Origin of the sequence: Hymenobacter guriensis (genome assembly GCF_015773195.1) — a bacterium.
GTDB lineage: Bacteria > Bacteroidota > Bacteroidia > Cytophagales > Hymenobacteraceae > Hymenobacter > Hymenobacter guriensis.
This window is the reverse complement of the sequence record NZ_JADWYK010000010.1, coordinates 87,950-101,112: the sequence shown is the minus strand read 5'-3', so window position 1 is coordinate 101,112 and position 13,163 is coordinate 87,950. Positions and strand designations below refer to the sequence as shown.

Below are 13,163 nucleotides of genomic sequence, written 5' to 3'. Positions count from 1 at the left end.
AGGAGCCACCAGACAGCCCGCTCGTTTAACCTTTGTACCAAACTTTTAACCAAGGCCATTAGTTAAACGGTCATTGAAGTAAGGTGCCAGATGACTCTTAGTTGACTTAAGATCCGACGAAGTATGGGTCAGTTATCAGTCCTTGTCAAGGATGCATATTGACACCAAGTTACCTTTTTGACTTAACCATTTTCTGCTTACCGCCCGTCGATCAAATCCATATGTGACCCGCGCGAAAGCACTGGCGCCGAGAGCGCACCGGTCGACACAGGGTGCAGGACGGCTTCTCGCATTTGTCAGTACCTTGTACTACTGCTTTCCCATATGCGCCTTTCTTTCTTTATTCTAAGTATCTGCCTGTTCTCTACTAAGTCTGGGCCTAGCTGGGCGCAGGCTGGACGCACCGCTGTCCTTCCGCTGCGCCACCTGCAACGCGAGAACAACCCGCAGTTTCCTGGTGGCCCCCAAGCTCTACAGGCATATTTCGTCAAATCCATTAAGCAGCCCGCCGAGGTGACCAGTGGAGCCATCCAAGGAGAGGTGTTGGTGCGCTGTATCCTGCGGCCGGACGGTCGCGTGGACAGCGCACGAGTAACGCGCAGCCTGAGTCCGGCAACGGATCAGGAAGCGCTGCGTGTGGTGCGGGGCATGCCCGCCTGGAAGCCTGGTGTGTCCGGAAACCAGCCTGTAGGGGTCTACTATTACCTGCATGTGCCGTTTCCGCTACCCGCCAATGCGGAGCTATGGCCCGCACAGGGGGAGGATGCGCTTTTTACCTACACCGGAATGCCTCCCTACTTCCCCGGTGGTAATAAAGCGTTTGCTGCTGCCCTACAGCAACACTTGGTTTTACCCGCTGGAGCGCCTACCGGTCAGATCCTGGCGGCCTTTGTGGTAGATCCGGCCGGACGCGTACGGGACGCCAAAATTGAGAGAGGCATGGGCCCACCCTATGATGAAGCCGTGCTGCTGGCCCTTCGCAAAATTCCGCGCTTTGTGCCCGGGCAGGCCAGCAACGCCGGAACAGTGGCCATGGAGCACAAAGCAATGATACCCATTGGAGGCACCACCACGGCGCTACCGCGGCAGGTGTTTCCCTTCGGGCATCAGACCTATCCGTTCTATGGGGGCAGCAGGCATGCCCAGGAGCAGGCTATACGCAGCCGGGTCCGTTACCCGGCACTTGCCCGGCGGCGGGAGCTGGAAGGCATTGTGATCGTCCGCCTGCCCATCGCGGCCGACGGCACCCCTGACCTGGCGGCTGCCCACGTGGTCAAGGGCCTCGGCGACGGCTGTGACGAAGAGGCCCTGCGGGTCGTACGTACCCTTGAACGTTTTACGCCGGCCCAGCAGAACGGAGAACCGGTTGCGCAGGAGACCACGATCACCGTTCCCTTCGCTCTGGAGGAGTTGACCGCCCCCCCCGCCCCCCGCCCCCCTGCCCGACGCTCCCCCAAGTAGTCTTATTCACAGTGGTTTTCTATTCTGCACCGCTACTGCTAGCTCGGCTCATCCCCCAGCTCTTCCTTATACACCACCTATGTTCTTTTCCCGCTTTAGTTGGCTCTTCCTGGCTGTCGCCCTACTGGCTTCTAACAGTATCCTGACGCCTTTTCAGGCGCAGGCGCAGCAGTGCTATACGCTAGGGCTGCAGGGCAAACACGACGCTGAGCGCCGCTATGCGGTCGTCAATGAGCAAGGGCAGGCGCTGACACCCTACCAGTACGCGGCCGTTGTCTTTCTGACCCGTGATCTGGTCCGGGTGGCTGAAGGCACGGATCATCGTAACCTGAAGTGGGGAGTCGTCGGTCGACAAGGCAAGCTGATCCTGCCCGTAGCGTATGATGAAGTGAGCTCGGCCAGCTGCGAGCACATCATGGCCCGACAGGGGCCGGCCACACTGCTTTACAACCTACAGGGCCGCGAGCTGCTGCGCGATAGCATTGTCAACGTCCATTTTACAGCCTTTCCAGCAGTCGACCGCCTGATCGTCCACTACCGCAAGACCCCGCCGTCCCGGGGGCGCATAAAGCTGGTCGGGCTGCAGGACCCAGGCAAGGTGTATTACACAGGACCCGCCCAGCAGGCACAGGCCATCGCATACCCGTTGGGAAAAGGCTATCGCCTGCTGCCCTTTTTCGAGGTCGTCCCGCCTGCCCGCCCGGCAGAAGGCGTCCGCCCGGAACAATCTCTACGGCTGGTACTGGATCGCAATGGCCGGGTCCTGTTTGATTCCATCACGGTGGTGAATGCCGGGCCTAAACTGATCTACTTATGGGGCCTCCGCTACACGATCGTCACCGATACGCTCCTGCGGCCGATCAGTTCGCTGAGCTACCGGTACCAGCATGTGCAGGCTATGGGACCCCATAACCGCTGGTTTGCTGTCTCTCGCCAGGGGAAGAGCGGTGTGATTGACCGCGATGGCAAGGTGATCGTGCCCCTCATCCACGAGGGATCGATCAGGTATACCGGTCGCGGTACCTTTCTGATCTATGGCGCCCAGGGCGGAGTGGAGCGCTTCCTGCCTCCCGCCGGTCATCCTGCGATTGAGCTGCGCGATTACTACCTCAGCGGACACAACAGCGACACGCTATTGGCCCAGCAGCCGCTGATCCTTAAACACAAGAAGACGGGGAAGCACGGTCTACTGGATCCGCGTACGGGCCGTTGGGTGGCCCCATTGCGGTACCAGATGCTGGCCCAGACACGCGAGGGTTATATTTTCTTTCAGGGCGATAGTGCCGGTTACCTGGACCGGCAGGGCGGCGTACGCCTGCTCGTGCCCGACTTCGAGTTGCTCTCTCCTTTTCATGAGGGCTATGCCGCTTGTGGCAAGCGCGTGTCAGGTGCCTCGCGGGGCCAGTACCCAAGCGCGCAGATTACCTACTCCGTGGGTGGGGCCGGTGGCAGCTCGGCTACCCAGTATGCCTTTATCGATGCGAATGGGAAGCGCATCAGCGACTACTTTGATTGGGTTGGGCCATTTCAGGGAGGTTATGCTTCCGTTCGCAAAAACCATGAGGCGTATATGATTGACACCAAGGGAAAGCCTGCCTCCGTGGGGGGATATGTGCTGGTATCCTACTTTGGCCCCGAGGGGCTGGCCGTCGTGCGGCAAGGCCGGTTGTTCGGGCTTGTGAACCGGGAGGGCAAGTTGCTGGTGCCGACTGAATACAAAAGCATTGCCACGGTTGGCTCGTATCCGGGCGATCACCACTTCGTCAGCCGCGTCCGTAGCGACGAGAATAGCCTGGATGAGGTCATGATCCCGGCCGTACGCGACAATCTGCTACGCGTTACGGATCGCGAGGATAAGGCTATCCAAGTGCCCCTGCCCGAAGTAAAGAAGTAAGGATACGCTGTTATTACCCGTGCCGATAAGTCTTAGTTATTGGAAACCATCGTTGGGATTAACCCTAGTTGACTAACCACCCCCGAAGATCATTATCCCTACGCTTGTCTTCTATATCATTTTCTAAACGCACGTTCATGTAATGATACAGAAGAGAATTTGGGGTAGTTTTGGGCTACTCATCTTTACCTGTTCCTCCCCGTGCCCGACTACGTTGCCTACTACCGCGTCAGTACTGCTCGCCAAGGACAGTCCGGCTTAGGGCTCGAAGCGCAGCAAGCGGCTGTGCGTACCTTCCTCTCTTTCGGGGAACAGATCGTGGGCGAGTTCATCGAAATCGAGAGTGGGCGCAAGAACAGCCGGCCTCAGCTCGCGGCCGCTATGCAGGCGGCCAAGGAGGCCGGCGCGGTACTGCTCGTGGCCAAGCTCGACCGGCTGGCCCGCAACCTGGCCTTTCTCACGGCCCTGATGGAAAGCCGCGTTCGCTTCAAGGCCGTGGACATGCCCGCCGCCGATGAGTTTACGATTCATGTGCTGGGCGCTGTTGCCGAGAAAGAGGCCAAAGCTATTTCCACTCGGACCAAGGATGCGCTAGCGGCCAAGAAGGCGCGGGGATTTCAGTTAGGCACGCCGGCAAACCTGACGGCCGAGGCGCGGGTCAAGGGCCAGCAGCAACGCCAACTCAATGCCCAAGCCAGTCTCGCGAATCGCCAGGCGGCGGAGCTGGCCCGGCTCTACCGCAGCCTGCAGTGGGATTACCGGCGCATTGCCGCCCAGCTCACGGCCTCGGGCTATCGGACCCGCCGGGGTTGCCACTTTACGGCCGCCGGCGTCCGCCGCTTGGTGCTCGGGCTTTTATTACCCGTAACGGAACCTGCCTAGCGTCCCAATCAGCTGTTTAGGAGTCCGCATCAGCATGGATACAGATTACTGAACTCCTAATATTTGATAGTACAGTAGTTCTAATTAATACTGATAATAAGGCCCCACCTAACTAAGATGGAAGTTTGCAATAGGCTATTACTACTTGGTAGTAGGATTCTAAAAATGTCTCGCTCTTGACACCAGCACCGAGAATCTGTTTGTCATTAGTCCATAATTCGTTTATTCATGATACCTTCTTGCCACCATTTATTAAATCATGTTTTCAGTTACCTTCCATATGGACATTTATAACATATGCAGTAAGCATTTCGGGGACCGATACCTTCAATCGTTCATCAATAGTACGGGCACCCGCACACAGTGCGACGTTTGCGATAAAGTAAGAAACTGCGTCAGTGTTAACGAGATCGCGCAGCGTATCGAGGGGGACTTACGGAGGGAATTTGATGATCCGTGGGGGGCGGGCTTTTCGTATGATAGTGAAGAGGGAGAGTTAGTAGGAGGCAGTCAATATGAAACGAATGAATTGATTGAACGCGAGGCAGCCATAGAACCATACGAAGTAGTGGAGGCTATCTGCCAGAAAATCGACAATAGCGAATGGGCCAGTTTAGATTGGCAGCTGCCACAGTCGGACTACATGCGCTACGGCTGGCAAGAGTTCCGAATGATGGTCAAGCACCGAATGCGGTTCGTCTTCTTTAGCGAGAAGAATCACCATCTCATTTCTGAAAACGAGTCGGATCGCCTGCACCCACAGAGTGTCTTACAAGAAGTTGGGAAACTCATCAAGGCTCAAGGTATTACAACCAGCTTCGAGCCTGGAGAACTTCACTTATTCCGGGCGAGGCAGCACAAACAGAATGAGAAGGTTCACACGGCCGCAGCATTAGGTGCTCCCCCCATAGAGTATGCGCAGGCCAACCGCATGAGCCCAGAGGGTATTTCCATGTTTTATGGGTCCTTCGACAGGGATACTTGTATAGCCGAAGTGACAGACTATGAGAGGCGCACTTCATCCGTCTCGTCCGGCAAATTTACAAACCGAGTGACGCTGCGACTGATCGACTTTTCAAAGCCTCTTAAAGGACCTAGTATATTTAATCCAAGTTATAACCGCAAGGCAAAATACTTGCGGGAGGGGGTCATTTTTCTACAGAACTTCATTCATGACCTGCAACAACCTCTCTCTAACAAGGATGCATACATCGAATACGTCCCTACTCAGGTTGTATGCGAATACCTGCGATACATGTATGCAGGTGGCCAAGTGGACGGGCTTATCTATGGAAGCGTGAAAAATCCGGGTGGTCGGTGCGTCGTGCTCTTTGTTGATAACAAGCAAGGAATCGACGAAGCGAGCCTTGCTGCGATGATACCAGTAGGGCATTCCCTTTCCCACGGGAGTGACTCGCCGAAGCTGGTGCTCCTGGGCAAGTCAGTTGTGCGCAACTCCATTCGAAGGTTGCGTATTCAACGAAAAAAGCAGCTTGAGCAGCAGCAAGCGGAGTTTGAACGGATAGTGGGTGAACAACTAAGCTCCTTAATATGAATTTAAAAGCCTCCGCAGCCATACAATGATGGTGCCTTAGAGAGATAAAACTCGTTCTTGTTATTGCTTGCCACCCGGTATTTGAGGCCAGCGATACAGAACAAAAAGCCCTGGCCTGTGTGGGTCAGGGCTTTTTTAAAACTATGAGAATCTAAAAATACTCTTCTATATCTTCCCTAAAGGGGTTGTCAGACCGATAAAGTACCGAAATGCTAAAGCTAGGATCAGGCTGTACTTGCTGCTTCATAATAGAACCAGACATATACATTAAATACCACCCGTTGAATGGGGCGAGATAGCCCAAGGTCGAGTGTCGATGTTCAGCGTTGTGACAGGCATTATCGGTACTAAGTTGAGCAGGAATCGGAGTCAGTGTATCGACCAAGTCACCCTGTTCGAATCTACTTGTAACAGAGTGTCATTTTGGGGCGCACAGGATCAGTCTCACAGGCGGCGCCCGGGGCAATTGGTCCGACACCATCGGACCAATTGCGGGGGAGGATAAGATCAACTGCTTGCAACGGATAGGAGCGGTACTGGGAGACAGTACTAGCGATGTCGCATCTCCTAAGCGACCGTTTAACAAACGTGACAAAGCAAAATAGTTGAAGTCAATCGAGCAAACCCTACTTTTTTTGTAAACAGTTGTAACCGCATGTTTCTTGCGGTATGAAGCTATTCGTCATCGGCCTGTCGAGCTTTGCAATAGCTTCGGGCTGTCCTTTCAAGGAGCAGGACCATTAGAGCCGCCGCCTATCGTTTAGAGCCCAGCTGCCTCGCCTGTGCAACGGTGCACGTATCGGCCGCTGGATTCTGTGGTGGAACGAGGCGATACCTTGTTGCCCGGACCGAAGCGTTACCGGATGCAGATAGTGGCCACATGTTTGAATGATAGTGCCGTTGTCAATCCCATCGGGGAGGACACCGGCCCTGCGCTGGACGTCTCCCACAATTACCAAAGCGAGTTGTTCGTATTCCGGGCAATAAGCCGTGGCTGCACCATCGGCTGACGAAGCCGCTGTTTGTTTGGCTACCCCCTAAATAAATGCTGGCGGTATACAGCCGGCCCAAAAGCCCTCGCTGCATACCGCCAGTGAAAATGGACGGTGTTACCCGTTACTCAATTGCTACCTGCTTGACCACGTAAAGCCCCTTGCCAGTGAGGTGCAGCAAATAGACCCCCCGGCTCAGGTTGCGCGTGTCGAACTTGGTTATACCCGTGCGGCTGGTCACTACTTGTTGCTCAACGCGTTGCCCAATACTATTGAAGAGTGTAAGCGTAGCCGTACCAGTCGAGGCCTTGGCGCTCATGAGTTCTACCAGGAAGTAGCCTGTACGTGACGGGTTAGGATACACCCCAACACTTAGTCCCGCTGTTTGCTCTTTCCCGGCCGTAGCTACATCTACCTGGAAAGCCAGGCTCGTGAGGTTGTTGGCGACGTTGCTTTCCGTGAGGGCATTGTCGCGGTTCAGCACAACCAGCAGGTAGTAGCTGCCGGCAGCAGCCTCTGTCGGAATCGTAACGCTAAGCTGCTGCTGGCTGGTCTGGCCGCTGGGCAGGGTATTGCCAGCGCTGCTGCCCACCAGGATATCGGCGGCATCCAGGCTCTGATCCGTGGAAAGGTACACCGCGAAGGGAATGCTCGTGGCCGGGCCATTGCCGGCGTTGGTAATGGCGCTTGTTACCAGCACCGAAGATCCAGCCGTGGCACTTGCTGCTGAGAGCGTGGTACCGGAAGCCACGAAGGCCAGATCCGGCAGCAATGGTTCCGTTACCTCGAGGGCTACGCTGGCCAGGTTGTTGGCTTCGTCGCTTTCCTCCACGGCCGTAGCAGGGTCAGCCACAAACAGGATAAAGTAGCTGCCGACCACCGTGCCCACCGGGATAGTGAGCGTAGCGCTGCGTGTATCCGTGGCGCCACTAGCCAACGTTTCCCCGGCTACCGTCTGCAGGGCAACGTCGTTGCCGTCGAAGGTGGCGTCGGTGGACAGGTAATAGCCAATCGTGCTGGCCGGGGCGCTTACCGGGCCACTGTTGCGCAGAGTAGCAGAAACGGTTACGCTCGTGCCGGCCACCGCCGTGGCGCTGCCCAGCGTTGCGGCGGTGAACTCCAGGTCTGGCTGGGCGGCATTCACGTTCAGGGCTACGCTGGCTAGGTTGTTGGTTTCATCTTCTTCCAGCACAGTGCCCGGGGCGTCGGTCACGAACAGCACGTAGTAGCTGCCGGCCGCTGTAGTTACTGGAATAGAGAGGGCGGCCGCGCGGCTGGCTTCCGTGGCTGCGGCCAATGCGCCGCCCGTGTCGGTCTGTAGTAGCAGATCAGCGGCATCAAACGTAGCATCTGGGGAGAGGTAATAGCTGATGGTGCTGGCGGAGGCGCTGGCCGGACCGTTGTTGCGTAGGGTTACTGAGCTGGCCAGGGTACCACCAGCCGTTACTGAGCTGGCGCTTACCGTAGCGGTACCAGTCACGAACTGCAGGTCCGGCAGGGCTGCCTTCACGGTGAGGGCGACACTGGCCACGTTGTTCTGCTCATTGCTTTCGCTGACGGCATCCAGGTAATCGGCCGCAAACAGCAGGTAGTAAGAGCCCGGAGGAGTGCTGGCCGGAATGGTCACGGTTGCCTCCCGGGCGTCGGAGCTGCCCACCGCCAGCTCGCCTCCCGCGGAGTTGCCTAACAGCACGTCGCTGGCATCCCGGATAGGATCGGTGGAAAGGTAATACCCGAGGGTGCTGCTAGTGGCCGCAAGGCCCGCCGCGTTGTGGATGGACGAGGAAACCACCACCTCCCCGCCTACGATGACCGACAATGGGCTGGCTGAGGCGCCCTGCACTTGCAGGTCGGGCTTGGGCGCGGGGGCCGCGCAGCTGATACTGGCCGAGAAGCCCGCGCTGCCGGAAAAACCGGTGACATGCCGCACCGTGAGGGCTCCGCTGGCATTCGTCGCCGATATTGTCCCAGGGTTGGAAGAGGTAGTGAACGTAAACTCGGCCAGTACCGGTGCCGAGGTAGACGGGCCGTCGTAGATAATCAGGTTATCGACGAAGTTAGACGTCACCTTCGAGAAAATCAACGTTACCTTATTGTCCGCCTGCGCGGGGTTGATGGTAATGGACCCGTCGGCGTCAGGCTTCGTATTGCCTGTGCCGCCATTGTCATACAGCGTCCCCTCACAGGCACTGATAACCGTGTTGCCGGAGACCGGTACCGTGTAGGTTTGGGCGGCGGCGGAGTAACTCAGCAGTGCGGCCAGGGGCAACAGGCAGAAGGCAGCCCGTCTTAGTCGGCCAGGAAATGGGTACAGGTGCATCATAGAGAGCGAGGAAAATTACGAAAGCAAATGAAGTAAATGCCTTGCACCATGCCTGTTCTATTAGGTATGGGCGCGTGGAAAGCAGAAGCGGTTCATAAAACGACAGCTTATTCGACTACCAAACGGCGGGTAGTGGCCCCGGCCCGTACCACATACACACCCGGAGCCAGGCGGGGTGGTAGCGTTAAGGTAGCCGCGCCAGTGGCATCAGCGGTTGTGGCCAGCACCTGCCGGCCCAGCGTGTCGAACACCCGCACCGTTGTGCCGGGCACGCTCCCGGTAAGCGTCGTGGTGCCCTTTGCCGGGTTAGGAAAGAGGGTCAGAGAAGATTTGGCGGTCAGCAGGACACTACGCACGGGCGAGTAGGTGAAGGTGCCGTCCTGGTCCACCTGCTTCAGGCGGTAGTACAGAAAGGTTGCACCGGCCGGAAGCTGCTCGTCAAGCAAATTGTAGTGCCGTGGACCACTGCTCGTAGTGGCGGCAGTCCGGCTGCCTACTCGCCTAAAAGAATGTCCATCGGTGCTACGCTCCACCTCAAACAAGGCGCTGTTCTGCTCCAGGGCCGTGGCCCAGGTCAGACGCACGGCGTGTTGCCCATCCAAGGCAGCGGTGAAGAGCGTCAGCGTCACCGGCAGCGGAATGTAGATGGTTGGCAGCTCGCCCAGGAAATCGGTCTGGCCGGCGGCCGGCGTGGTAAACACGAAGCTGCCGAAGGTGGCTGTGGGTACTGTCATTCCCGTTGGGTACAGCTTCTCGTCGAACACGACAATGCCGTAGCCTTCGTCGGTGCCGGCGCCCCCGCCTACTTGGAGCCACTCCAGCGTAGCTGCCGCCCCGTCATCCACGTACTTAGCCACCAGCAGATCTTTGCCGGCGCTGGGGCTGGCGCCAGGCTGGGCAGTTGTGCCGGCGTCGGTGCCGCTGCCCCCGAAGCGCACGAGGTTAGCGTCCGTGCTGGAGTTGGTGAGGGAACCGGTTACGTAGACGCCCGTGGCATCCGTGGTAATGGCATAGCCCTTGTCGGCCCCGGTTCCGCCGCCTACCTGGGTCCAGTCCAGCGTGGCGGCATTGCCCAGGTCCGTGTACCGGGCCACCACCAGGTCGGTACTGTTCGTGGTGCTGGCCCCGTTCTGCTGCACAGTGCCGGGCGTCGTGCCGCTACCGCCGAAGCGCACCGACCGCGCGTCCGTCGTGGTGTTCGTGATAAAGCCCGTCACGTACACGCTCGTTCCACTTACGGCAACGCCGTAGCCCATGTCCGTCAGGTTGCCGCCGCCTACCTGCGTCCATCCCAGGGTGGCGGAGTTGCCATTGTCCGTGTACTGAGCTACGAACAGGTCCCGGCCCGTGCCTTCATTGTCGATAGCTCCGTTGGTGCTGGCCCCATTCTGCTGCCAGGTACCGGCCATGGCACCTGTGCCGCCGAAGCGCACGACGTTGAGGTCGTTCAAGTTATTGGTGATATGGCCCGTCACGTACACGCGGCCCCCGCTCACGGCCACGCCGTAGCCCGCGTCGGTTTCTTTGCCCCCGCCCACCAAGGTCCAGTTTAAGGTCACCGAGGCGCCGTTGTCGGTGTATTTGGCCAGCACCATATCGGTGGTGTAAGGGTAAAGCCTCGTGCTGGCACCCTTTTGCTGCACGGTGCCCGGTGTGGTGCCACTGGCGCCGAAGCGCACGTTGCAGGCATCGTTCAGGTCATTGTTGATGTGGCCGGTCACGTACACACTGCTGCCCTCCGCAGCAATGGCGAAGCCCTGGTCATTGCCGTAGCCACCGCCGGTCTGGTTCCAGTCCAGTGTGGCCGAGGTGCCGTTGTCGGTGAACTTGAGCACGATCAGGTCAGAGTTGGCGGCGTCATTGTTCCTATTGAGTCCATTCACCTGCACGGTGCCGGCTGTAGCGCCCGTGCCGCCGAAGCGGACGCGGTTATCATCGTTGCGGCTATTGAAGAAGGCGCCGGTTACGTACACGCTGTTGCCACTCACGGCAATGCCGTTGCCGCCATCATCGCCGTTGCCACCCCCACTCAGGGCCCAGGCCCAGGTCTTGGTGCCGGGTACATACTTGGCTACGAACAGGTCGTTGCCGATGGTCCCGCTTTCGCCCACCCCATCGGCGCTGAGCACCGTGCTGCCGAACGCCACCTGGCCGGAAAAGAACCCTGTCACGAAGACGTTGCCAGCCGCGTCAGTGGCCACGGCGCGGGTCGTGCTCACCCCGCCATGCGCGGACGAGGCCACCGTTTGCCAGGCCCCGGTGCCCGTATCCAGGCTGCTGATGAGCGCACGCACGTCCCGCGTGCTGTTGAGCACCGCGGTGTTGGCTGCGCCAAAGTTGAAGCCGGTGACGGTGGCGTTGGTTTGCCCCCCAACGTAGAGGGTACTGCCCTGCAAGGCCAGGTCGTAGCCCGACTCGGCGCGGGAACCACCACCGGCCTGGGTCCAGTCAAGCGTAGCCGAGTTGCCGTTGTCGGTGTATTTGGCCACCACCACGTCACCGGTGTACACGCTGCTGGCCCCCGGTCGTGGCACCGTCGCGAGCGTGGTGCCGCTGCCTCCGAATAGCACAGCGCTGGCGTTGGCGCTGGTATTGGAGATGCCCCCGGTCACGTACACGTCAGTGCCGCTCACAGCAATACCGTTGCCCTGATCGTACTGGTTACCGCCCCCCACCTGGGTCCAGCCCAAGGTGGCCGAAGTGCCGTTGTCAGTGTATTTGGCTACAAAGATATCCGCCCCACTGCCGGTGAGGGCCGTGTTCGTGCCGGCCCCGTACTGCGCTGCCGTACCGGGCGTCAGCCCACTGCCCCCAAATAGCACACTGCTGGCGTCGGTCCGGGTGTTGGTGAGGGCACCCGTTATGTACACATTGGCGCCGCTCACGGCAATACCAAAGGCTTCGTCGCCACCCGTACCGCCACCCACCTGGCTCCAGTCAAACGTGGCCGTAGCGCCGTTGTCGGTGTATTTGGCCACCACGATGTCGCGGGTGCTGGTCGCATGAGCCCCGGCCTGCGCTGCCGTACTGCCGAAACGCACGGTGTTGGCGTCGGCCTGGCTGTTGGTGATGTAGCCCGTCACGAATACGCCCGTGCCAGCCACGGCGATGCTCGTGCCCTGGTCCGAGCTGCTGCCGCCGGCTACTTGCACCCAGCGCACGTCGGCGGAGCTGCCATTGTCGGTGTACTTCGCCAGGACGATGTCGCGGCTAGTGGACGCGTTAGCACCAGACTGTACCAGCGCGCCGGGTGTACTGCCCGTGCCGCCAAAGCGTACACGGTTGATGTCAGCCTGGCTGTTGGTGATGACGCCGGTCACGTACACGCTCGTGCCGCTGGCCGCAATATCGTAGCCGATGTCAACGCCCGTGCCGCCGCCCACCTGCACCCAGCCCAGGGTAGCCGAAGTCCCGTTGTCGGTGTACTTGGCCACCACAATGTCAAACTCGTCGACGGTGCTGGCGCCGGGCTGCACCACCGTGGCGTTGCCCGCGCCTGTGTCGAAGCGCGCGTTGCGGCTGTTGGCCGCGTCGTTATCGAGCAGACCGGTGATGTAAACGTTGCTGCCGCTCACGGCAATGCCCAAGCCCATGTCGGCCCCGGTACCGCCACCCCGCACAGCCCAGGCCCAGGTCTTGGTGCTGGGCACGTACTTGGCAATAAAGATATCGTCGGAGCCCGAGCTGGTGAGCACGGTGCTCCCAAATGTGACCTGCCCGCCGATGGTACCCGTCACGAAAACGTTGCCGGCGGCATCTACCGCTATGCCCCGGGTCCAGGAGGTGCCGCTGTTCTGCGTGCTGCTGCCAATGGTGGCGTCGTTCCAGGCCGGGGCCTGGGCCCAAGCAGCCGGCAGGGCCAGCCAACATAAAGCCAACAGCAGGCAGTAAGACAAGCCAGACTGAGGTTTCATCGACTTGGGACGAGCGACAAAGGAGTAGAGATAAACCATATGCCAGGTGTTACAGAGTTCAAGAGGCAGGATAACGCTGGTCTGCCAATCTGCCGGTAGTTTCTTGCTTGCCAAGCAAATATAATTGATACACTCGAGCTCC

General features: G+C 58.9%; 6 protein-coding genes. 4 read left to right on the top strand and 2 right to left on the bottom strand.

Annotation, left to right across the window (positions count from 1 at the left end; all coding sequences use genetic code 11):
- The first annotated feature begins 324 nt into the window (after positions 1-324).
- From I5L79_RS15920 to I5L79_RS15905, 4 genes are all read left to right on the top strand, one after another.
- Entirely contained in the window at positions 325-1,461 is a 1,137-nt protein-coding gene (locus I5L79_RS15920; protein WP_196956058.1) for an energy transducer TonB, read from the top strand.
- A 79-nt stretch (positions 1,462-1,540) separates the two neighbouring features.
- Positions 1,541-3,355 carry a WG repeat-containing protein gene (locus I5L79_RS15915; protein WP_196956057.1) on the top strand — a complete coding sequence of 605 codons (1,815 nt, stop codon included), beginning with the start codon at positions 1,541-1,543 and terminating at the stop codon, positions 3,353-3,355.
- Positions 3,356-3,556: 201 nt separating this feature from the next.
- Complete coding sequence (locus I5L79_RS15910) at positions 3,557-4,237, top strand: recombinase family protein (RefSeq protein WP_317191388.1); 681 nt, start codon at positions 3,557-3,559, stop codon at positions 4,235-4,237.
- A gap of 280 nt (positions 4,238-4,517) precedes the next feature.
- A complete protein-coding gene (locus I5L79_RS15905; RefSeq protein WP_196956056.1) occupies positions 4,518-5,792 on the top strand; it encodes a HEPN-associated N-terminal domain-containing protein in 1,275 nt (424 codons plus the stop codon).
- A gap of 1,116 nt (positions 5,793-6,908) precedes the next feature.
- Here the strand turns inward: I5L79_RS15905 and I5L79_RS15900 are convergent.
- Positions 6,909-9,107: a CARDB domain-containing protein gene (locus tag I5L79_RS15900; RefSeq protein ID WP_196956055.1), complete on the bottom strand. Its 2,199-nt coding sequence runs from the start codon at positions 9,105-9,107 to the stop codon at positions 6,909-6,911.
- A gap of 107 nt (positions 9,108-9,214) precedes the next feature.
- A complete protein-coding gene (locus tag I5L79_RS15895) occupies positions 9,215-13,021 on the bottom strand; it encodes a T9SS type A sorting domain-containing protein (protein WP_196956054.1) in 3,807 nt (1,268 codons plus the stop codon).
- Positions 13,022-13,163 lie beyond the last annotated feature (142 nt).